Origin of the sequence: Alteromonas sp. Cnat2-8, from assembly GCF_022348355.1 — a bacterium.
In the GTDB taxonomy this organism is placed as follows: Bacteria; Pseudomonadota; Gammaproteobacteria; order Enterobacterales; family Alteromonadaceae; genus Alteromonas; species Alteromonas macleodii.
In genome coordinates, this window is sequence record NZ_JAKREX010000003.1 from 213,939 (window position 1) to 234,956 (window position 21,018).

22 protein-coding genes are annotated in these 21,018 nt (G+C 45.7%); 7 read left to right on the forward strand and 15 right to left on the reverse strand.

All coding sequences use genetic code 11. The annotated features are described in order from the left end of the window. Nucleotides 1–293: 293 nt before the first annotated feature. The 4 genes from purH to prmA form a co-directional block, all read right to left on the reverse strand. On the reverse strand, nt 294–1,892 hold the full coding sequence (gene purH, locus MHN00_RS08810; protein WP_239300933.1) for a bifunctional phosphoribosylaminoimidazolecarboxamide formyltransferase/IMP cyclohydrolase: 1,599 nt from the start codon (nt 1,890–1,892) through the stop codon (nt 294–296). 82 nt (nt 1,893–1,974) lie between these two features. Next, nucleotides 1,975–2,268, reverse strand: coding sequence for a DNA-binding transcriptional regulator Fis (gene fis, locus MHN00_RS08815; protein ID WP_012520109.1), 294 nt, complete (start codon nt 2,266–2,268; stop codon nt 1,975–1,977). 30 nt (nt 2,269–2,298) lie between these two features. After that, nucleotides 2,299–3,297, reverse strand: a complete 999-nt coding sequence (gene dusB / locus MHN00_RS08820) for a tRNA dihydrouridine synthase DusB (protein WP_014951289.1) — start codon at nt 3,295–3,297, stop codon at nt 2,299–2,301. A gap of 370 nt (nt 3,298–3,667) precedes the next feature. Beyond that, entirely contained in the window at nt 3,668–4,546 is an 879-nt protein-coding gene (gene prmA / locus MHN00_RS08825; protein WP_014977763.1) for a 50S ribosomal protein L11 methyltransferase, read from the reverse strand. Nucleotides 4,547–4,837: 291 nt separating this feature from the next. On the opposite strand from prmA, the gene MHN00_RS08830 reads away from it, so the two are divergent. Next, the gene (locus tag MHN00_RS08830; RefSeq protein ID WP_014951287.1) at nt 4,838–5,599 is read left to right on the forward strand and encodes a transporter substrate-binding domain-containing protein; all 762 of its coding nucleotides are present in this window, start codon (nt 4,838–4,840) and stop codon (nt 5,597–5,599) included. A 129-nt stretch (nt 5,600–5,728) separates the two neighbouring features. Then, nucleotides 5,729–7,348, forward strand: a complete 1,620-nt coding sequence (locus tag MHN00_RS08835) for an amidase (protein ID WP_075177195.1) — start codon at nt 5,729–5,731, stop codon at nt 7,346–7,348. Between the two features lie 98 nt (nt 7,349–7,446). Here MHN00_RS08835 and MHN00_RS08840 read toward each other — a convergent pair whose 3' ends face one another. The 3 genes from MHN00_RS08840 to MHN00_RS08850 all read right to left on the reverse strand — a co-directional run bounded on the left by MHN00_RS08840 (nt 7,447) and on the right by MHN00_RS08850 (nt 8,776). Then, a complete protein-coding gene (locus MHN00_RS08840) occupies nt 7,447–7,740 on the reverse strand; it encodes a high-potential iron-sulfur protein (protein WP_014951285.1) in 294 nt (97 codons plus the stop codon). Between the two features lie 222 nt (nt 7,741–7,962). Continuing rightward, complete coding sequence (locus MHN00_RS08845) at nt 7,963–8,592, reverse strand: flavin reductase (protein ID WP_014951284.1); 630 nt, start codon at nt 8,590–8,592, stop codon at nt 7,963–7,965. Next, nucleotides 8,585–8,776, reverse strand: a complete 192-nt coding sequence (locus MHN00_RS08850; protein WP_014980678.1) for a CPXCG motif-containing cysteine-rich protein — start codon at nt 8,774–8,776, stop codon at nt 8,585–8,587. Before MHN00_RS08850 ends, MHN00_RS08845 begins: the two co-directional genes overlap by 8 nt. Before the next feature lie 186 nt (nt 8,777–8,962). Between MHN00_RS08850 and MHN00_RS08855 the strand changes: the two genes are divergently transcribed. The 3 genes from MHN00_RS08855 to MHN00_RS08865 all read left to right on the forward strand — a co-directional run bounded on the left by MHN00_RS08855 (nt 8,963) and on the right by MHN00_RS08865 (nt 11,869). After that, the gene (locus tag MHN00_RS08855; protein ID WP_230598863.1) at nt 8,963–9,250 is read left to right on the forward strand and encodes a hypothetical protein; all 288 of its coding nucleotides are present in this window, start codon (nt 8,963–8,965) and stop codon (nt 9,248–9,250) included. Between the two features lie 117 nt (nt 9,251–9,367). After that, a complete protein-coding gene (locus tag MHN00_RS08860; RefSeq protein WP_075177196.1) occupies nt 9,368–11,503 on the forward strand; it encodes an exonuclease domain-containing protein in 2,136 nt (711 codons plus the stop codon). 102 nt (nt 11,504–11,605) lie between these two features. Continuing rightward, nucleotides 11,606–11,869, forward strand: coding sequence for a TIGR03643 family protein (locus MHN00_RS08865; RefSeq protein WP_014977757.1), 264 nt, complete (start codon nt 11,606–11,608; stop codon nt 11,867–11,869). Between the two features lie 52 nt (nt 11,870–11,921). Here the strand turns inward: MHN00_RS08865 and MHN00_RS08870 are convergent, their stop codons facing one another. The 8 genes from MHN00_RS08870 to cutA all read right to left on the reverse strand — a co-directional run bounded on the left by MHN00_RS08870 (nt 11,922) and on the right by cutA (nt 19,681). Continuing rightward, nucleotides 11,922–12,362 (reverse strand): hypothetical protein, encoded by a 441-nt coding sequence (locus MHN00_RS08870; RefSeq protein ID WP_075177197.1) that lies wholly within the window; start codon nt 12,360–12,362, stop codon nt 11,922–11,924. 250 nt (nt 12,363–12,612) lie between these two features. Then, a complete protein-coding gene (locus MHN00_RS08875) occupies nt 12,613–13,557 on the reverse strand; it encodes a hypothetical protein (RefSeq protein WP_061096455.1) in 945 nt (314 codons plus the stop codon). A 362-nt stretch (nt 13,558–13,919) separates the two neighbouring features. Beyond that, a complete protein-coding gene (gene accC, locus MHN00_RS08880) occupies nt 13,920–15,263 on the reverse strand; it encodes an acetyl-CoA carboxylase biotin carboxylase subunit (protein ID WP_039228980.1) in 1,344 nt (447 codons plus the stop codon). A 14-nt stretch (nt 15,264–15,277) separates the two neighbouring features. Then, nucleotides 15,278–15,742, reverse strand: a complete 465-nt coding sequence (accB, locus tag MHN00_RS08885) for an acetyl-CoA carboxylase biotin carboxyl carrier protein (protein ID WP_014951276.1) — start codon at nt 15,740–15,742, stop codon at nt 15,278–15,280. Nucleotides 15,743–15,756: 14 nt separating this feature from the next. Next, nucleotides 15,757–16,197, reverse strand: coding sequence for a type II 3-dehydroquinate dehydratase (gene aroQ / locus MHN00_RS08890; RefSeq protein WP_014951275.1), 441 nt, complete (start codon nt 16,195–16,197; stop codon nt 15,757–15,759). A 303-nt stretch (nt 16,198–16,500) separates the two neighbouring features. Further along, complete coding sequence (locus tag MHN00_RS08895) at nt 16,501–17,310, reverse strand: M23 family metallopeptidase (RefSeq protein WP_075177198.1); 810 nt, start codon at nt 17,308–17,310, stop codon at nt 16,501–16,503. A gap of 106 nt (nt 17,311–17,416) precedes the next feature. After that, nucleotides 17,417–19,303, reverse strand: a complete 1,887-nt coding sequence (locus MHN00_RS08900; RefSeq protein WP_239300934.1) for a protein-disulfide reductase DsbD — start codon at nt 19,301–19,303, stop codon at nt 17,417–17,419. A gap of 63 nt (nt 19,304–19,366) precedes the next feature. After that, on the reverse strand, nt 19,367–19,681 hold the full coding sequence (gene cutA / locus MHN00_RS08905) for a divalent-cation tolerance protein CutA (RefSeq protein WP_075177199.1): 315 nt from the start codon (nt 19,679–19,681) through the stop codon (nt 19,367–19,369). A 214-nt stretch (nt 19,682–19,895) separates the two neighbouring features. Between cutA and MHN00_RS08910 the strand changes: the two genes are divergently transcribed. Together MHN00_RS08910 and MHN00_RS08915 are read left to right on the forward strand one after the other, a co-directional pair. Beyond that, nucleotides 19,896–20,420: an FxsA family protein gene (locus MHN00_RS08910; RefSeq protein WP_014951271.1), complete on the forward strand. Its 525-nt coding sequence runs from the start codon at nt 19,896–19,898 to the stop codon at nt 20,418–20,420. Nucleotides 20,421–20,697: 277 nt separating this feature from the next. Beyond that, nucleotides 20,698–20,988 (forward strand): co-chaperone GroES, encoded by a 291-nt coding sequence (locus tag MHN00_RS08915; protein WP_012520088.1) that lies wholly within the window; start codon nt 20,698–20,700, stop codon nt 20,986–20,988. The last annotated feature ends 30 nt before the right edge of the window (nt 20,989–21,018 follow it).

The following is a 21,018-nucleotide window of genomic DNA, read 5'->3' on the forward strand; positions in this document are numbered from 1 at the left end:
TCGAGGGTAGGCGAATAACATAACACTATTACTACAAATTACCACGGGTCAGATCAAGCCTATCAGCTAACCCCTATTTGCACTTACGCCTTAGCAGAATAATTCGCAACTCTGTCGCTTCGATGAGATTTCACTACAACCAAGCAAATGACCTCGAGTCTGCGTATTTAAAAGGGTTAAGGAAAAATAACAAACACACAGTAAAGCCACTAAACGCCACTTTACTGCGTGTTTAACTTAGGTGTTGGTGTCCCTCACTAAGCCTGCACTAAAAGGTATTGCGTAAATACTTATTAGTGACGGAAGTGGCGCATACCCGTGAACACCATCGCAATGCCGTGCTCGTCAGCGGCATCAATGACTTCCTGGTCGCGCATAGAGCCGCCTGGCTGAATGACTGCTTTAATACCTGCTTCAGCTGCAGCGTCGATACCGTCGCGGAATGGGAAGAATGCATCAGACGCCATTACAGAGCCTGCAACTTCAAGGTTCTCATCAGCTGCTTTAATACCCGCAATTTTTGCAGAGTAAACACGGCTCATTTGGCCTGCGCCCACGCCTACCGTCATACCGTCTTTGCAGTAAACAATCGCGTTAGACTTCACGTACTTTGCTACCTTCCAGCAGAACATAAGGTCGCGTAGTTCATCTTCGCTTGGCTTACGCTTAGTCACAACTTCTAGGTCTTCCATTTCAACCATGCCGAAGTCGCGCTCTTGTACTAATAAACCGCCGTTTACGCGCTTAAAGTCATAACCTTCAGTTAGCTGACCAGCCCAATCGCCACACGCTAGAAGACGTACGTTTTTCTTCGCACTTACTACTTCTTTCGCTTCATCGCTTACTGTCGGCGCAATAATTACTTCCACAAATTGACGGTCAACAATCGCTTGCGCTGTTTTCGCATCAAGCTCGCGGTTAAATGCGATAATGCCGCCAAATGCAGACGTAGGGTCAGTTTTAAACGCGCGGTCATAGGCACTTAAAATATCTTCGCCAATCGCTACACCACATGGGTTAGCGTGCTTAACGATTACACATGCTGGCTCTTCGAATTCTTTCACGCACTCTAGCGCCGCATCGGTATCAGCGATATTGTTAAACGAAAGTTCTTTACCTTGAAGCTGGGTAGCAGTGGCAACAGACGCTTCTTGAATGTTGTTTTCAACATAGAAAGCCGCTTCCTGGTGGCTGTTTTCACCGTAGCGAAGGTCTTGCTTCTTAGTAAGCTGCATGTTGTAGGTACGTGGGAATTCACTGTGCTGGTGGTCACAGTCTGCTTCACAACCTGTGCTGTCTAAACGAGCACCAAAGTAGTTTGCAATCATGCCGTCGTATTCGGCCGTATGTTCAAACGCTTTAATCGCAAGGTCAAAACGGGTGTTGTACGTTAACGAGCCATTGTTGTCGTTCATCTCTGCAAGCACGCGAGAGTAGTCCGCCGCATTAACAACAATAGTGACATCTTTATGGTTTTTCGCTGCAGCGCGAACCATCGTTGGCCCACCGATATCAATATTTTCAATCGCATCTTCTAGCGTACAGTCTTCGTTTGCCACGGTAGCAGCAAACGGGTAAAGGTTAACCACCACAAGGTCGATCGGCGCAATGCTGTGTTCTTCCATCACTGCTTCATCGGTACCGCGACGACCAAGGATACCGCCATGAATTTTCGGGTGAAGGGTTTTAACGCGGCCAGCCATAATTTCTGGGTGACCTGTGTGATCAGACACTTCTTTAACAGGTAAGCCAGCGTCAGCGAGAAGTTTAGCAGTACCGCCCGTCGACAGAAGTTCTACGCCAGCGTTATGCAGCGCTGTCGCGAAATCGAGGATACCGGTTTTATCAGAGACACTAAGGAGAGCACGTTTAATTGGTTTTGGTGTTTGCATAAATTTTAAGTTTCTAATGTTGTAGTGTTGAAACAAAAAGAGCACCGATTGGTGCTCTTTGGTGGGCAAAGCCCTTGGAATCTTAGTTCATGCCGTATTGCTTAAGCTTCTTGCGAAGTGTGCCACGGTTGATGCCCATCATGATGGCAGCGCGGGTTTGATTGCCGCGTGTGTAAGTCATGACTTCTTCTAGCAGCGGCGCTTCAACTTCAGCCAGTACCATTTCGTACAGGTTATCGATGTTTGCGTTATCCAATTGCTTAAGGTACTTATTAACCGCTTGCTTTACAGAGTCACGCAGTGGCTTTTGAGCTTGCGTTTGTGAAGGCGTAGTTACTGTAGTAGTAAAAGGTGAAGTCACGTTTTGATCGAACATAATACTGTGTTGCTCTTAAGTTAGTCATCACTATGCTGCGGGAGAAATCTGTCGGGTTTCTCGTGTCTGCAGCGCTTGAAAATATGCATTTAGTGCATCGAGTTGCTCATTCGCATCATCGATAGCGTTAAACGTTTTACGAAACTGACGATCCGTATCGTGCTCCGCGAGATACCAGCCCACGTGCTTACGGGCAATTCTCACACCGGCTATGTCGCCATAAAAGTCCTGCACATTGGCTACGTGCTCATGCAAGAGTTCATATAACTCTGACAGCGGCGGTGCTGGTAGGTTCTCGCCCGTTTCAAGATAATGTTGGATTTGCTTAAATATCCAAGGTTTACCTTGCGCGCCGCGACCTATCATTACGCCATCTGCACCGGTGTAATTCAGCACCTCTTGTGCTTTCTCTGGAGAAGTAATATCACCATTTGCAATAACAGGAATTGAAATTGCCGCCTTTATTTGACGTATGGTGCTGTATTCAGCTTCTCCTTTATACATACAAGCTCGTGTTCTGCCGTGAACAGCAAGCGACTGTATGCCGTTTTGCTCTGCAATGCGGGCAATCTCTACCCCATTGCGATTTTCTGGGTTCCAGCCGGTACGAATTTTTAGTGTCACGGGTACATCAACAGCATTAACTACTGCTTTAATAATCGCTTCCACTGTGTCTGGGTATTGAAGCAATGCAGAACCTGCTAGCTTCTTGTTGACCTTTTTAGCAGGACAACCCATGTTGATATCGATGATTTGCGCACCGTTCTCAACATTAAATTGTGCTGCTTGAGCCATAAGCTCAGGATCAGCCCCAGCTATCTGTACAGAGCGAATGCCTTCTTCACCCTCATGATTCATACGCGCTTGTGATTTAGCTGTGTTCCAAACTTTCGGATTACTCGAAAGCATTTCTGAAACAACAAGCCCTGCACCTAAGCGCTTACAAAGTTGGCGAAACGGTCTGTCTGTTACGCCAGCCATGGGGGCCAACATCAAATTGTTTTCTAACTCGTAAGGTCCAATTCGCATTGTAAAATGTATAGCTCGCCATCTAAAACTGCACAGAAAATATACACCCGGCTAAAACGGGGCGCTAAGTGTACGTGTTTTCGCAAGGCTTGAAAAGGCTAAAAATCGCACAAAATTTCACTCCGTGGTCTTGACAGTGAAAAAAATCTGTCACATTAGTAAGCTAACGTCGATTTTTAGTTTAAATATTGTACGAAAGTCTTACAGCCCCCGATTTGAAAGGGCTGTAATGTGAAAAAAATTAACAATTAATTAGGCGGTAACGTGCTTTGTCGTACAAATTTTCGTCGCAATTTTGAGGTGGTTGACCGAAAACACACTATTCTAACTGGGCGTAATTTTCACCGACTGGTCGGTTCATCGCTCAAACTTAGTGTTTTTTGCCCGATACTCTCGCCCATTCGCCATCAATGGCACTGGGTTCAAGGGTGATATCGTTAGCGTACGCTTCTTCTATGCGCGTAACTTGCTCCGCCAAAATGCCAGAAAGGACTAACAAACCGCCTGATTTGCAGTAATTTGTAATCACGCTTTGAAGTTCTAGTAATGGACCTGACAAGATGTTCGCCATCACGACATCGGCTTCGAGCTCAGGCTGGTCTTCAGGAAGGTATACATCCAAACGGTCTTCAACGCCGTTGCGTCGTGCATTTTCTTTTGTTGCTTGTAGCGCTTGCGGGTCGATATCAATGCCGATGACGCGCTTAGCGCCCAACTTCAGCGCAGCTAACGCTAATATTCCAGAGCCACAGCCAAAATCGACAACGGTTTTATCCGTCATATCTATGCCGTCTAGCCAGCGCAAGCAAAGCGCTGTGGTAGGGTGCGTGCCAGTACCAAAGGCAAGACCTGGGTCTAACATTACGTTAACCGCGTTTGGATCGGGAACATCGCGCCAGCTTGGGCATATCCACAAGCGCTCGCCAAATTGCATGGGATGGAAGTTATCCATCCACTCTCGCTCCCAGTCTTTGTCTTCAAGTGGCTCAAGCTTATATTTAAAATCAGGGCCTAATACTTTGGCTTTACCCAAGCGCTGAAGGATGCCTTTCATATCGGCATCAGCTTCAAATAAGCCGACAACTTGTGTATCGGGCCACAGTAACACTTCACCCGGCTTGGGCTCGTACATAGGGGTGTCTTTCGCATCCACATAGGTCACTGCTTGTGAGCCGTTGGCCGTCAGCATGTCGCCTATTGATTCTGCATGTTCAGAGGAGGTATTAATTCGAAGTTGTAGCCAAGCCATAGTTATCGTTCATTGAGACCTTTGCGCATTATTGTACCTTTGCTTGGCAGTAAACAAAATGCAGGCAAGCGAAAAGCTTTCAGTAAATGAAAACGCGATGCTTACAGAGGCATGATCAAATCTAACCACTTTGGTTCTCAACAGGCTCTCAAGTACCCAATAAAACTTGGCTGCTCAATTGATTACGTAAGCCTCGAGAAAAACTAACCTTTTGTCGACTGGTGAAATTCTAATATAAGTTTATATTATGAGAAGGGTATCGTTTAATTTATAGTCTGGTTCATCTGTTGTATGCGCGCACTTTTATCTGCTGTTTGTTTACTGTGTTTTATCATACCGCTTAGCGCGAAAGAGCTAGATGTGGTTGTAGGCTGGAACAAGCCTCCATACGTTATTTCACAAGAGCACACCGGCTTTGAAGTTGACTTGGTGCGGGCGATCCTTGCTGAAATGGGATATGGATTGTCGCCTATTTATGTTCCTTTCGGGCGTACGGCAAGGTTATTAAAAGATGACGCCGTTGACATTGGACTTACCCTTAACCCTGCACACACGGTCGATCAAAGCATTTTATCTGAGCCATATATTATCTATCAGAACGTCGTGGTAACACGGGCAGACAGAGAACTGACGATAGACAGTATCGACGATTTGAAAGGTAAAAGCGTCATTGCTTTTCAAACCGCTCAATCGGTATTAGGTGAGGACTTTGGGCGAACTCTTGCATCGCAAACTACCTATATAGAAATGGCACGACAAGATCGTCAAGTGGACATGCTGATGCGCGGCAGTGTCGATGTTGCCATTCTCGATAGAAATATTTTCAACTACTTCAAATCTGCAAACAGTGCTTATGCCGAAGACGCAACCGTCTTTCATGAGCTTTTTCCTATATCGCCTTACAGTGCTGCAATCCCCGACCCAGCGCTAAGAGCCAAGTTCAACGCCACCCTTCGGCTATTTATTGAAGATGGGCGGTATCAGTTACTGCTTGATGAATATAAGCTCGATAACCTCCTTCATAAGCTTCCCGTAGCGGAAACGGCAAAATAATTCTTAGACAGTGAACTATTTCTGATTCAACGTATAAGAAACTAACATTACGTTACCTTCTATTGCCGTCAAAAGCTGCATAATAAGAAGGAGTAACAGGCGCTAGGATCATACGTTAAGGAAAGGTTTATGTTGAAACAGGGTTTTTTGCTGGCCGTAGTCGTGCTATGCACTGCATGCGTGTCTCAAGCAAATCATACAGATAAGATTGAGCAATGGTTAGATAAGCCTGCTCACGTTCAGGCGCAAGCGATTGCGAGTGGCGACACGACATCTGCTGAGCTCGTTAGCGGTTATCTTGCGCGAATCGAACGGCTAGATGAAAAGGTAAATAGCGTTTTAGCGTTGAACCCTAACGCGCTGAACGAAGCGAAGGCCATCGATAAACGACTCGCGAATGGCGAGACGCTTGGCCCTCTGGCAGGTATTCCCGTGCTGCTAAAAGATAATATAGAAAGTAAAGAGATGCCCACCACAGCCGGCTCAATGGCGCTTATTGCTAATTACACTGGTCGCGATGCGCCTATCGTAGAAAAACTGAAAGCGGCAGGGGCAATTATTTTGGGTAAAACCAATTTGTCTGAATGGGCAAACTTTCGCTCTGAATCCTCTATCAGCGGCTGGAGTGCAGTTGGCGGGCTTACCCGAAACCCGCATATGCTATCAAGAAGTGCTTGTGGCTCGTCATCGGGCTCGGGCGCTGCCATGTCACTTCGCCTCGCGTCACTTGCCGTGGGCACCGAAACCAATGGTTCTATTATTTGTCCGGCATCCATAAACGGGGTAGTCGGCTTTAAACCAACCGTGGGCTTGCTTTCCAGAACTCACATAGTGCCTATTTCTTTCAGTCAGGACACCGCAGGACCAATGACGTCTAACGTTCAAGACGCCTGGCTAATGACGGCAATCATGGCGGGCCCTGATGCAAGCGATAACGCGACACTAGACGCAGAGTCTCACCGCCCTTCTATGCCAACATCTTCAATGCTGGCTACAGATTTAAAAGGCAAGCGTATTGGTGTGGTTAGGTACCGCCAGGGCGATAACCCTCATGTACTGGCTGTTTATGAAAAGGCGTTGAACCAGCTTAAAGCATCGGGCGCGACGCTGGTGGACATCAGTGACTTCTCTCAGCCAGATTCATTTTGGGCCGACTCCTATAATGTTCTGCTGAGCGAGTTCCATCATAGTATTAACGAATACTTGTCGGGGTCGCCGGCAGACCTCCCTGCAAGGAACTTGTCTGAGCTTATCGATTTCAATAACAAAACAGAGCGCGAGTTAGCGCTATTCAATCAAGACATTTTCGAAAAATCGCTCGCGTCGGCAGCCATTGACAGCGAAAAGTATCAAAATGCACTGCGCCTTATTCAAGACACGGCGGGCAAAAATGGTATTGATACGTTGTTAGCAAAGCACAATGTTGATGTACTAGTTGCGCCCTCAAACAGCCCTTCTTTTTTAATAGACGGCGTATATGGTGACCATTCGCCTGTCGGTTTTATCGGTATCGGGTATTTGGCCGCAATTGCAGGATATCCGCATCTCACAGTGCCCGCTGGACAGGTGAAAGATCTTCCTGTGGGGATTAGCTTTATTGGTGGAAAGTGGCAAGACGAAAGCGTGTTGAAAATAGGTAGAGTCTTTGAAGCAAAACACGGCTTCTTCATTAAGCCTGGCCTTCTGCCTACACGTTTTGACAACCCAGCGCTAAAAGGTATCGAAGACGGAATTGATGTAGTTCGCTAGCGGGAAATGAGGATACATAATCGTATTTCGCCTCAACAGAAACGAAAAAAGCCCTTGGTTTAACTCAAGGGCTTTTGAACGTCTTTTCTTTCGATTGGTTAGCCAGGCTTTTTCACCCAAGCGCTACACCAGCCATCAGCGTTAACAAGCTTATTAGGGAAAATGTTACAAGGGCGGTGTTGTTCGCCATCGGCGCCCTGCACGTACATGCAGTTTGCGCATTTTGCACCTTCAACAGTTGACGACGGTGTGTAGTTCAGTGCTTTTGCAGTAGGGTCATCAGCACTCAATTGTTCTTGAGCCTGAGCACGTAACGCTACACCACCTAATGTAAGACCGATAACTGTCGAGCCAGAAAGCTTTAAAAAGTCACGGCGATTTACAGATTTCATAACATTCTCCTTAAGAGATAGAAACGATAATGATTCTTTTTTATTCAGTGCCTTAAACGCAAAAACCTGCCCAAAGAGGCAGGTTTTGTTTCATGTTTAAATACTATCTCTTTTTGAAAAAAGATCGAACGAAATGTCGCATTTTCGCTTGATCCAGATTAAATAAACTTCAGAGTTACAACCTTAAGTATTGAATGTAAGACCGTTGGACAGTTTATTAGTTCACTTCACGGTTAACTTTACATCGGGCTTTGCATACGCAAATTGCGCAATTCGTTGTGTGCTGTGGTAGCTGTCTAGGCCTGAGATACAGGCCGTTTGCGCTTGCTCTATATCTGCATAGCCGTCTGAATCTATTATTTGCTCAGGAACGTAGAGCTCCTGGATTTCGCCGATAACCATTTCGGTTTCATTAAGCAAAGTAAAATGCTGTGCTACTTTTAAGCCCATTTTAATTTCACTTTCTTTGACATACGGCGCACTGAAGGACTCACTGATCTGCGCGGTTAACCCAACGGCTTCAAATTCACTTTCATCTGGCGCATAGCGGGCTGATGTTTGGTGGGCTTTGTCGACCCAGTCAACAGCCACGTGATTTAGCGTATAAAAGCCCTGCTGTTTTATGTTGCTCAACGTATCTCGCGTGACGGTATGTGGACGCATGATCATGCCAATGAGAGGCGGGTTTGCACCGACATGAACAATAGAGCTCACTATAGCCAAATTGTTTGTAACGCCGTTTGTTGTACCCACCAAAGTCGCCGATTTAAAACCAGACAAACTATTAATTAGGTTTGCGCGGTAGCGCTGTGCAAGGGCGTCTATATCACCGCGGGTAAACTGCTTAGTCATTCTCTCTTTCTGCCTCTATCTGAATGTCATCACCGTGCTGATAAGCAGTAAGCTCAATGGGCTGACAACACACTTGGCAGTCGAGCACCTGTACTTGGCCAACATCGTTAATTTCATCTATTTCAACATCATTTGGAGCCATGCAGTAAGGACAGGAAAAGCCCATGGAACGAGTTAAACTCATATTTAAATGCCTTTGTAATCACTAATGCTATTTGTTACGTAATGCAAAGACGAGTGGATTTTCTTTTAGACACGCCCCTTGTATCTGATTTTAAGGGAAAAGGACAAGACTGCCATTTGACGCTTATGAGTAATCAGAAAACTGGGTGCACAAATAATAGATGTGATAGACGAAAAAGGTGACCTTGTGGCAAATAAAGTTGGTCAATGCCCGTGCTGTAATAGAGAAACTCGCCTTACTTACCATCATCTTATTCCGCGAAAAATGCACAGGCGTACCTATTTTAAAAAGCACTTTAGCAAAGCGGAGCTTCAGGACGGCATTTACATTTGCAGACAATGTCACAGCGGTATACATCGATTTTATGATGAGATGACGTTGGCCAAACACTACTTCAATTTGCAGCGTTTATTGGCAGATGCGCAGCTTTCTTCGTTCTTTCATTGGGTGTCTAAACAGCGCGTACGCGTGTAAAAGTACACGCTGTGCACTATTGGCAGCAGATGTGATACCCAATCGCGGAGGATTTAATTTGATTCGCGTGGCTGTATAAATATACACTATTGGTGTTTTCATAGCCAAAGATACCTCATGCGAAAAGATTTACCGCCACGTTATTACCTTACACACTTTCACGAGTTCCTTGGGTTCTTTGAGGGTGCTAGCAGGGCGCTTCTAAGTGACGAAGCCACTGATTTTGTTAGGCGTTTTAAAGCGTTAGACGATGACAAACAGTGTATTGTTGTGCGCGCTGCAAATCGCAAGTACGCAGTGATTGACAGGACGCAGTTCAATTATAGCGAAATCGCTGTGCCACAAGAGCAAATAGATTGGCTTACCGACAACGGCTGGTTTGGTGACCTTACCCACGCTTCGCTTAATGACATCGCTGGTGTCTTGACCAAAGATGCTCTGCTTGAGCTACTTGCTGAATACGGCAGTATTCAGGGGCTCGCATCTCTCACCAAGCCTAAACTCGTGACGTTGCTTAATGAACATATCGAAGCTAGAGGCTGGCCAGAGCGTTTTTCGCTAGATAACTACTTAGTGTGCTTGTTCGACGATGCACTTCGCTATTTGCTGTTTATCTATTTTGGTAACACCAAAAGCCGCCTAAATCAGTTTTCTATGCGCGATTTAGGCGTAATGAGAACCCGTTCTGATTCCGTAACGGATACGGCGCGTTTTGAAACTAAAAGCGACGCCCAAGCGTCATGGTTTTACGCCAACCATTACAGCCAGTTAGCTTTTTATAACGATGATATGTTGCTTGCCATTGCCGAAGGTGAACTGCCCATTACAGAAGGTGTGTCGGCATGTTTTTATCGCGACCAGTTTCTCTATGCACTAGGTCTAAAAGTGCTGATGTTTGATAGAGCGAAAGGGCTAGAAGTATTGAAAGCGGCGCAAAGCGATAAGGCAAAAGAAAAGTGGTTAAGAGAGAACTACAAGGACGGAAATGAAAATAGTGTTAAACAGACCCTTGAAGAGATAATTGATAATCCGCAATCGGATACGCTGCTAGCATTTGCAGAAGATTTCTATGCCCGTAAATACCACAAAAAACGCACCAGCACGGTTACCGACATGCTTCGCAATGCTAGCCGTACACTGGATATTGACGTAAGCCAAAACCAACAGGTTGAGCGTGGTGTGCTGGCGCATTATGCAAGGCACGGCATTGAAGGCTGGCGCACGGAAAACCGATTATGGCGCACTTTGTTCGGCCTTACCTTTTGGAAGCAACTTTACGAAGAAGACACGCTGGTTACTGAGTTTGATCGCAGACCGTTATCGCTTAAACAGAATAACTTTTACGCCAAGTTTGAACACAGTATTGAAGCGTTGTTACAGGCGCTTGATAGCAAAGAAAAACTGCGTTTTCATATTCACAAAATGGCCACGATGCACTATGGCAAAGTGAATAGCCTGTTTATGTGGTCTAGTCATTTGCTTACGCCTATAGAAGCGCTAATTGAGCATGGTTCGCTAGATTCTATTTATGCTTTACTTCGCATGATGTGCAAAGACTTTGAGAGCCTCCGAGATGGCTTCCCCGATATCATGGTATTTGACGGCGCACTTCGCTTTGAAGAAATCAAAGCGCCTGGCGATCAGCTTCGCCGAAATCAGCTGGTTTCAATTCAACGTTTGCAGCAAGCTGGATTTGACGTTGCGGTAACAACAGTGAAATGGATACGCGACCCAGCACAGCCTTATGTTGTGGTAGATATAGAGACCACTGGGGGAAACAGCAGCTACAACCGGATTACCGAAATAGGTATGGTAAAACTTGTTGGTGGGAAAGAGGTAGACAGGTTTCAAACCCTGTTAAATCCGCAGCGCCGCATTCCTAGCAACATTACCCGCCTTACTGGAATTTCGGATGACATGGTGGCAGATGCTCCGCTTTTTGCTGAAGTAGCGGAACACGTGGCAAATTTCACCGAAGACGCTGTGTTCGTTGCTCACAACGTAAACTTTGACTACGGGTTCATTAAGCAAGAGTTTGCAAGACTAGAGCAGAGTTTCAGGCGACCCAAAATGTGTACCGTTCGCGAAATGCGTCGCACCTATCCTGGGCTGCCTTCTTACTCGCTGGCAAACTTAACAAAGCATTTTCACATAGAAATGGAGCAGCATCACCGCGCGCTGAGCGATGCGAAAGCCGCCGCCGAGTTGTTGAAGCTAGCGTTTGAAAAAGACGATGAGCAAGTGAGCGTTTAAGTCGGCCACTAATTGTTTGGAATTTTAGCGTAGTTGAACTGAACAAAATGAGCCGAAAATAAGTATGTAGTGGGGTTAAACACGCATATTGAGATGTAAGAAATGGCATTAACTGAAGAACAAGAATCACGGGTAATTGAAATGGCGTGGGAAGACCGTACGCCTTTCGAGGCAATAGAGCGTTTATACGGGCTGCCTGAAAAAGATGTGATAAAGCTTATGCGTAAAAATCTCAAACAGAAAACCTTCAAGAACTGGCGAGAGCGCGTGTCGGGTAGAAAAACCAAACATGCCAGCCTGCGCCCTGAAGGTGTGGACAGAGGATACTGCCCCTCTCAATACAAATTTAAAGGCGCTAATAAGTAGCGTGTAGAAGCCTTTCCTATAGAAGCGGAACTGCCTTACGTTGTAGCTGCCTTTATTTTTTGGGAGGCGAAATAGTAGTAATCGGCAAAAGAAACGCAGTTAACTGCTGACGCATGGGGGTAGGAAAAACGATCGTGTTTTCTGATTGCAAAATACTCTTCGCGTGTTGAACCTGACGCAATAGATTTTGATAGGTGTCGTTATTTTGCTGAATCGCTTCTACCTTGTTCATGACAAGCTCAATGAACTCTGCAGGAGAAACGTCTGTATGTTGTTTGATCTCAAACGCCAGTGCCTTTAGCACGTAGGCTTCCCACTCCTTTCTATAACTGTCTTTCAGCCGTTCTGGGTAAAGCGTTAAGTCAGATATATCTTGCGCTAAGTCTACGATATCGAGAGGATCATCAAAAAGGACGCGAAACGCAAGCAGCGCTTCATCGGAGAGTCGGGAAATGGGAAGTTTTTCTTTGAACTGAGCGTAACGGCTGGGCACAAGAACACCTTCAAATTACGATTATTAGAGTTAAACAGTACGAGCTTTAGCGCTTCATTAGACTAAAGTTTAATAAACTCAACTTTAAGTTTAAAGCTCAAGAGATTAAAAATACGTAATCTGCGGTAACTGAACTCACAATGGCGACAAGCCGTAACTTATTATGCACTGTTAAAGTGTGTACGCGTTCTTGCTGTTTGGCCCATCGTTTGATGGGCCTTTTTTATCTGGAGTAGGCGCTTCGTTTCATTCAACTATCGAAGGAGAGTTTTACTCCTGCCAGTAATCGACTGACACTATCTACCACATCAGCTCTTATAAACCATTCAACATCATGCTTCTCCGATAGCACGCCACTAAATTCCAGAGAGCCGCCGTGACCTGTTCCTAGGAAGTCTTCAATTAATTCAGCGCGCTCACCAAAACTACTGTCTATATAGGAATAGTAAGCAAAATATTCGATAGGATATGATGTGTTAAAAGCGCTTGCAGCGAATTCGCCGCTGGTGCCCACTACAACTTTCGCAGCACTTTCATCAGTACGCTGCACTAATTCAATGAACGCGGTATCTTGTTCATTAATACGTAATCGATATTCTGCCCTGGCAAATGTACCGTTCAGCATTCTTTCAAAACTGGCTTCGTAGCTATGTCGTTGTCCCATCTTGGCCGAATATTCAATTTCGAAATACTCATCCTCTCCGCCAATATTAAAGGCTTCAGATGCTTCAGCATTTGCAAGTTGACCAACGACTATTTCAATGGCGGTGTCGTTTTGCAATTGCCTCACATGACGTACCCCCGTTATCCAACCATCTTTCGACAAGCCGGTGGAAGAAACACGCCCTTTGTAAGTTGGAATAACACCTAACTCAGTTTTCCCCGAATCGGTTTCATGCCTTAAGTACAGACGCCTTGCGTAGAGATAATCAGTGTTGTCGCTGCCGAATGTATTGTGACTTGATGAAAAGTCATCGCCAGTCACCACAAAGCTGTTTACTGACCACGCAGAAGTGATGGCAAGAGAGGGATAGTAACGCAGTCGATATTGTTCGCGGCTCGGGCGGTTGGAACGATTATCGTAACGAACCTGAATATCTAGCTTCTGTGAGAAGGTGGGCGCTATTTGTTCTGCCTGCGCGTTAGTTCCTGCAATGGCTATCAGCGGTAAAATAAACAAAAAAAGATTTCGCACCTGTTTAACCCTAAACAACATGATTAAGTAGTTTATACATTAAATCTAATTACTTAGCGCAACGAATAGCGGTTTAAGGAAAAAAATACAAAAAAAAAGCCGGCAGGGATGCCGGCAATAAGTGGAGTGGGACTCCAATGAGGGTAAAACACACAAAAGCATTAAAACTCAGGGAGATGTCTTAAAACTTGTATGCAGTATAGAACCAAGTTTTAAATAGGAAAATCGTTAAAAATTGATTGTAGTAATCGGAAAATTAGAATGTGATGAATAGCGAATAGCGAATAGCGAATAGCGAATAGCGAATAGCGAAGAAAGAAAATTGGGCTACACAAAAAACAGCGTGTAGCCCAAAGGGGGGATTAGGCTAAACCTAGCTTCTTCTCTAGGTAGTGGATGTTGGTTCCACCCGCGAAGAAGTTTTCATCGGCCATAATGGCACGCTGAAGAGGGATATTCGTTTTAATTCCTTCAACTACAATCTCTTCAAGGGCGTGGCGCATACGAGCAATCGCTTCGTCGCGGCTTTCACCGTAAGTGATAAGCTTGCCTATCATTGAATCGTAGTAAGGAGGTACGTGGTAGCCCGCGTAAATATGCGACTCCCAACGAATACCTAAACCACCTGGCGCATGGAACATATCGATAGGACCAGGGCTAGGAATAAAGGTTTGTGGATCTTCTGCGTTAATTCGACATTCAATAGCGTGGCCACGAATTTGAATTTGCGACTGATCAATTGACAGTGGCTGACCAGCTGCAATGCGAAGCTGCTCTTTAATAAGGTCAACGCCTGTGATCATTTCAGATACAGGGTGCTCTACCTGAATACGGGTATTCATTTCAATGAAATAGAATTCACCGTTTTCATATAGGAACTCGAAAGTACCTGCTCCGCGGTAGCCAATTTCAATACAGGCTTTGCGGCAGCGATCGCCAATCTTGGTGCGCATTTGCTCAGAAATACCCGGTGCAGGCGCTTCTTCAACCACTTTTTGGTGGCGACGTTGCATTGAACAGTCACGCTCACCTAAGTGAATGGCGTTACCTTGGCCATCGGCTAATACCTGAATTTCAACGTGACGTGGGTTCTCAAGGAATTTTTCCATGTAAACCGTTGAGTTGCCAAATGCAGCGCCAGCTTCTGCTTGCGTTGTTTCAATGGCTTTAATCAACTCAGCTTCGCTGCGCACCACGCGCATACCACGACCACCGCCGCCGCCCGCAGCTTTAACGATGATTGGGTAACCAATGCGCTTAGCAATGGCTTTGTTGCGCTCTACGTCGTCAGTTAGCGGGCCGTCGGAACCGGGGACACACGGTACGCCTGCTTTTTTCATGGCGTTGATAGCAGAAACTTTGTCACCCATAAGGTTGATAGTTTCAGCTTTAGGGCCAATGAAAATAAAGCCGCTTTTTTCTACCGCTTCAGCAAAGTCTGCGTTTTCCGCTAGGAAACCGTAACCTGGGTGAATAGCAATAGAGTTAGTGACTTCTGCAGCAGCGATAATGCGAGGAATGTTCAGGTAGCTTTCGGTTGCCGATGCTTTACCAATACAAATTGATTCGTCAGCCAGCAACACGTGCTTCAAGTTTTTATCCGCAGTAGAGTGCACCGCTACGGTTTTGATGCCTAGTTCTTTACAGGCTCTCAAAATACGCAGGGCAATCTCACCACGGTTAGCAATAAGTACTTTATCTAGCATAGTTAAGCACTCGCTTATTCAATGATGAACATTGGCTGGTCGAATTCTACAGGGTCTTGGTTTTCAACCAAGATTGCCTTAACCACACCGGCTTTATCTGCTTCAATTTGGTTCATCATCTTCATCGCTTCAACGATACAAAGCGTGTCGCCAACTTTCACTTGCTGACCCACTTCTGCAAATGCTTTTGCCGTTGGTGAAGATGCACGGTAGAACGTACCTACCATTGGAGACTTAACAACGTGACCTTCTGGCTGAGCTGGCTCTGCTGGTGCTTCAGAAGCAGTGGTAGCGGCCGCCGCTGGAGCAGGAGCCATTTGCGGTGCAGCAGGTGCTGCAAAGCTGTAGTTCATTGGCGCTTGAACACCCGTTGGGCCACGGTGGATGCGTACAGACTCTTCGCCTTCAGTGATTTCTAGCTCGGCAATGCCAGATTCTTCCACTAGTTCGATGAGTTTTTTAATCTTTCTAATATCCATGTTCTGTCTCTGCTTTATTTATGCGATTTCGGTAAGTTGATTGCTGCAGTTAGCGCGAGCGAGTAGCCCATGGCACCAAGGCCAACAATGACGCCAGCTGCAACATCAGAAAAATAGGAATGATGACGAAACGGTTCACGGGCGTGAACGTTCGACAAATGCACTTCAATAAACGGGATATTGACACTTAATAATGCATCGCGAAGGGCGACGCTGGTGTGCGTGAAGGCAGCAGGATTAATAATAATGGCATCAACAGTACCCATAGCAGCGTGCACGCGATCAATCAGTTCAAACTCAGCGTTTGACTGAAAATGCGTTAAGGTCACGTTGCTTGACGCAGCCTGCGCCTGCAAATCATCTACGATGTCTTGCAAGGTTTGTGTGCCGTATTTGTCGGGTTCTCTTTGGCCTAACATATTCAGGTTAGGGCCGTTCAATAACAAAATATTCATCTAGTTTGCTGCTATCTTCGGGAAAAAGTCACGGTTATTGCCATTTCAACAAACTTTTGTGACAGTTGCACGAAAAAAAGCCAATTAATTTGCTCGTTTATTGTGTTAAATGCTGATTATAGTGATAGATAAAGATTTCGCAGCAAAATACTGGTCTAATCAGGTGTTTTCGGCGCAAAGTTTATTGGAAAGTTTGCTTATTTGCTGCCTGTGAAACCGCAGCATGCTGCACTCTCAGAAGGCGTTAGTGGGGGATGAGATGGTAGTTTTGACGAAAAGTATCAGTATGTATTGCTATAAATGCTAAGGCGAGGCCTTAGTTAGGGCGCTGTCGAGCGAAAACTGCACACTCACGTACTTACCATGGAATTTGGCTACATAAATGCCAAAGTGAAGGTGGGGTAAGGAAGAAAACCCCGTATTGCCGGTATAACCGATAAGCTGCCCGCGCTTTACAGTTTGCCCTCTTGTTACTACAACACCTTTATATTTCAGGTGGTAGTATTCGCCGGTGGTTCCGTCGCTATGAAGAATAACAACGTAGTTAGCGTATTTTGCAAACTTCGGCGTTGGCCCGCCTTTCGTGCCGTCATCTTTCGTGTCGATCACTACGCCTTCCCGGGCGGCTAAAATAGGTGTACCTACAGGCGCGGCAAAATCGAGAGCATACCTTGACGCACCAGAATGACTAAAATTGCCGTTAAAGCCTTGCACAATACGGTATTTGCTAGCTGGTTGTAGCGGTGGCAGATACGTATAGGCGTTGTCGTGTATCGCGTCTACGCGCCCCACCGTCCATTTAACGCGCATAGAATCCCAGAATGCGTCGGCATTTTTTACTACGCCAAGGGGCACTTGGTCATTGGTATCTAAAAATGCATTAACGTGGGCTTTTGATTTAAGCTCCCCATTGCCTGTGGGAATGTCTTGCATCACATTGGAATACAGAGTTAGCGCTACGGGCAATTCTACTTTTCTTTGTACCGAGACTAGAAAAAGAGAAGAAGACGAAGGCGTAAGCTCAAAACAAAAGCGCTTGTTATCGAAGCACCCCGTGGTTTTCGCTGTTATTGATAGGGAAAAAGTGAGCGAAATAAATAAGAAGGCCAGCATTGAAGCCAACCTTCTTTTCTGAAACCCGTCTCTACCCAAAATAAAAAGAGCGGCGCTTCGCACCGCTCGCCATATTAAAGGAGGAAAGGCCTCGAATAGAAGCGCCTTAGTCCAAGCGACCACTTTGAGCATCATTAACGTCAGACCCATTGTTAAGCCACTCGTTTACATGACCGGCAAAGGCGTCTGCTTTCATAAACCCGGTAACACGGGCCTTGGTTAGCTCGTCGCCGTTTTTGTCAAAGAACAAAATGGTTGGCAGGCCTAGCACAGTGAAGGTGTCAAAAATCTCCTGACGTTCTGGTGTGTTATCGGTAAGATCCATTTGCATCCATACTGTATTGCTAAGCGCAGATATCACTTGCTCGTCTGGGAAGGTGTACTTTTCAAATTCCTTACAGGCAACGCACCAGTCGGCATACAAATCGACCATCACAGTTTTACCTTGTGCGTTAGCCGCCGCAATTTTATTGCGTAAGTCTGCCAAATCTCGCGCAACAACAAAGTCTGGGTGCCCTGCGTGAACACCATCAGCATGTTCGCCCCAAAGTCCGGTGTTGAGCCCTGCTTGATAGGTAAGGCCAGCACTTCCCATAATGCCTATTGCAACCACAACAGCACGTACAAGCTTCATCAGTGAGTTTTTGCTGGCGCGGTTAAGTGCCCAGTAATAGCCGAACAAACCGAAACCAAGCAATCCCCATAGGAAGCCAGTGGCAGGGCTATTATATAAACGCTCAATAAACACAATGGCCACGGCAAGCATCATAAAGCCAAAGGTAACTTTAACCACATTCATCCAGTTACCCGCCTTAGGTAGCAGCTTACCACCCGTCATGCCGAACAGAATGAGGGGTACGCCCATACCTATGCTTAACAAGTAAAGCGAAACAAAACCTAGCGTCATATCGCCAGTTTGAGCGATGAATAGTAATATGCCAGTAAGCGGGGCAGTAGTGCAGGGTGAAGCGATAAGACCAGACAATACACCCATAATAAACACCCCTGCAAAGCTGCCGGGTGTTTGATTGTTACTCATGTGAGTGAGCTTTTCTTGATACTTTGCCGGTAGCTGAATTTCAAAGCCACCAAACAGAGCAACGGCCAGCGCCACAAATAGCACAATGAATACGCCGAGTACTACAGGGTGTTGAAGCGCAGCTTGAAACTGCGCGCCGGCTACCGCAACCACTAATCCAAGCAGTGAGTATGTGATCGCCATACCTTGAACGTAAACAAAGGTTAGCCAGAATGAATGCGATGCGGTTTTAGGTTTGCCCTGACCAATCACAATGCCCGACACAATGGGATACATCGGGAATACGCAAGGTGTAAAGGCTAAGCCTACGCCTAGTGCAAAAAATAGAGCTAAAGTAAGAGCAAGGTTATCTTTATCGATTAGCCTTTGCGCTAAATCGAACTGCTCGCTTTGTGAAGAAGTTGCTGCGTTATTTGGTTCTGAGGCCGTATCTGTCTCAGCAACTGCACTGCTTCCCACTTCATTTAAATACACGACTTTCACTGTTGGCGGGTAGCAAAGCCCTGCGTCAGCACAGCCTTGATAGCGAATTTTTACTACGCCGTCACTGCTCGCTGATTCTATGGGCAAAGTAATAGATACGCCGTTGTAAAACACTTCAGACTCGCCAAAAAACTCATCCTGAATCATTACCCCATTTGGGTACTCAGGCTCGCCAATTTCGGCTTGTTTCGCCACAAACTTAAACTGCTTTAGGTAAAGGTAGTAGCCGTCGGCAATATCGAAGCTTACCGTAAGCACATCGTCTTCTTGGTTAAAGTCGAACGCAAACGCTTGGTCTACATCCAAAAACTGGGGTTCATCCACGAACGGATCGTCAAAGGCATTGGGCACCTGAGCCAATGCGAACGTGGTTAATAACGTCATTAAACAGAACGCTGAGAGAACATAAGCAGTAAAGCGCTGGAACAGCGAAGCTGATGCATTGCCTGATGAGAAAGAAGGTAAAGTCATAAAGTTACAGTTCATTTTTATCTATTTTGCGTTATCGTTATTTTTATTAGAATTACGTTTTAACTAGCGCTGTAGCGTGGTTTGTAACCACTGACCGTAAGCGCTGCTAGCCTCAGCATTAAGTTCTAACCATTCAGGGACATCATACGGATGTAGTTCGCTTACTCTATCGAAGGCCTGTAAAACGTGTCGTGTGTTCGTTTTAATAAGCAGTTGGCATTCTACGTCGGTTTCCACCTTCCCCTGCCACTCATAAACGGACTCTATACCCTTGATTATGTTGACGCAGGCGGCAAGCTTTTCTTCAACGAGCGTGCTGGCAATTAACTGCGCTGTCTTTTCATCGGGCGTGGTGCACAATACAAGCTTAATTGTCATGAACTTTTCCTACTTTATTTCGCGCCTGTTACTTTGCTAATGGGTCGATATGTAATTGACCTGAAAAGTCGCACTATTCTTTCATAGCTACAGTATATCACGGTCGTTATCGGTCGCTTTAAGTGGCTATTTAAGCGAAAGGGTGGGCACCTTTTCTTGTTATTACGTACAAAGACCCTATAACAGGTTATGAATACATGAAAGAGGAAGCATTTTGCGGGTTTTATTTATACTGTTTGCCCTATTACCTATTTTAGAGATTGCGTTGCTGATAAATGTGGGCAGCGTGATCGGTGGTTGGAATACCGTTGGCTTGGTACTTCTTTCTGCCTTTATTGGTGCTTACTTTGTTAAACGCGAAGGCGTGAGTACGCTGCAAACGGCACAAGAAAAAATGCAGCGAAATGAAGTGCCAGGAAAAGAACTAGTTGAAGGCTTGATGCTGGTGGTTGCGGGTATTTTACTTGTGACGCCAGGCTTTATTACCGATATTTTCGGCTTCTTATTGGCAATGCCAGGCTCTCGTCACTTCTTTGCTGCTCAGGTCAGTAAGCACATGAAAATGCGTGTTGTCGCTCCGGGTATGGGGCCGGGAACTGCAGGCTTCGGACAGGGTCAGTCACCGTTTGGGCAAAGTCCTTTCGACCAGCGTTCACGCTCACATAATAGCGATGGTGATGTGTTTGAAGGTGAGTACACCGATCACACCACTAACGACCCAGATAAGCGCTTAAAATAGCGAGCCCCAACGCCCTCTCCATCAGGTTATGAGCGCCGTTTACCGCGATAAACGGCGTTTACTTGCCCAATAAAAAGAAGTATTTAGCAAAAAAACCAAATTTTTTACATTTTTTTGCTTAAAAACCCTTGAAGTTATCTGGGTACTACCCCATCTATCCGTGCAGAAACGATTTTAACTGCTCAGCAATGAGCAACCTTAAACACACGGCATTTAGATTATCTGAATGTCGACAATTACATTCATTTGAATAGTGGAATTTTCAGGAGACTTGAAAATGGCAATTCGTCCTTTACACGACCGCGTAATCCTTAAGCGCGCAGAGCAAGAAAGCAAATCTGCAGGCGGTATCGTTCTGACTGGTTCTGCAGCAGAAAAATCTACACGCGGCGAAGTAATCGCAGTAGGTAACGGTCGCATTCTTGAGAACGGCGAAGTTAAAGCGCTAGACGTTAAAGTAGGCGACACCGTTATTTTCAACGACGGTTACGGCGTTAAAACAGAAAAGCTGGATGGTGAAGAAGTACTAATCCTAAGCGAAAGCGACATTCTAGCGATTGTTGAGTAATTACAACTAACGTTAAAACGAATTTTAGAG

Excerpts from the sequence above, each read along its gene's own strand:
- purH (WP_239300933.1), bottom strand. The coding sequence starts at position 1,892 with ATGCAAACACCAAAACCAATTAAACGTGCTCTCCTTAGTGTCTCTGAT.
- fis (WP_012520109.1), bottom strand. The coding sequence starts at position 2,268 with ATGTTCGATCAAAACGTGACTTCACCTTTTACTACTACAGTAACTACG.
- dusB (WP_014951289.1), bottom strand. The coding sequence starts at position 3,297 with ATGCGAATTGGACCTTACGAGTTAGAAAACAATTTGATGTTGGCCCCC.
- prmA (WP_014977763.1), bottom strand. The coding sequence starts at position 4,546 with ATGGCTTGGCTACAACTTCGAATTAATACCTCCTCTGAACATGCAGAA.
- MHN00_RS08830 (WP_014951287.1), top strand. The coding sequence starts at position 4,838 with ATGCGCGCACTTTTATCTGCTGTTTGTTTACTGTGTTTTATCATACCG.
- MHN00_RS08835 (WP_075177195.1), top strand. The coding sequence starts at position 5,729 with ATGTTGAAACAGGGTTTTTTGCTGGCCGTAGTCGTGCTATGCACTGCA.
- MHN00_RS08840 (WP_014951285.1), bottom strand. The coding sequence starts at position 7,740 with ATGAAATCTGTAAATCGCCGTGACTTTTTAAAGCTTTCTGGCTCGACA.
- MHN00_RS08845 (WP_014951284.1), bottom strand. The coding sequence starts at position 8,592 with ATGACTAAGCAGTTTACCCGCGGTGATATAGACGCCCTTGCACAGCGC.
- MHN00_RS08850 (WP_014980678.1), bottom strand. The coding sequence starts at position 8,776 with ATGAGTTTAACTCGTTCCATGGGCTTTTCCTGTCCTTACTGCATGGCT.
- MHN00_RS08860 (WP_075177196.1), top strand. The coding sequence starts at position 9,368 with ATGCGAAAAGATTTACCGCCACGTTATTACCTTACACACTTTCACGAG.
- MHN00_RS08865 (WP_014977757.1), top strand. The coding sequence starts at position 11,606 with ATGGCATTAACTGAAGAACAAGAATCACGGGTAATTGAAATGGCGTGG.
- accC (WP_039228980.1), bottom strand. The coding sequence starts at position 15,263 with ATGCTAGATAAAGTACTTATTGCTAACCGTGGTGAGATTGCCCTGCGT.
- accB (WP_014951276.1), bottom strand. The coding sequence starts at position 15,742 with ATGGATATTAGAAAGATTAAAAAACTCATCGAACTAGTGGAAGAATCT.
- aroQ (WP_014951275.1), bottom strand. The coding sequence starts at position 16,197 with ATGAATATTTTGTTATTGAACGGCCCTAACCTGAATATGTTAGGCCAA.
- MHN00_RS08895 (WP_075177198.1), bottom strand. The coding sequence starts at position 17,310 with ATGCTGGCCTTCTTATTTATTTCGCTCACTTTTTCCCTATCAATAACA.
- MHN00_RS08900 (WP_239300934.1), bottom strand. The coding sequence starts at position 19,303 with ATGACTTTACCTTCTTTCTCATCAGGCAATGCATCAGCTTCGCTGTTC.
- cutA (WP_075177199.1), bottom strand. The coding sequence starts at position 19,681 with ATGACAATTAAGCTTGTATTGTGCACCACGCCCGATGAAAAGACAGCG.
- MHN00_RS08915 (WP_012520088.1), top strand. The coding sequence starts at position 20,698 with ATGGCAATTCGTCCTTTACACGACCGCGTAATCCTTAAGCGCGCAGAG.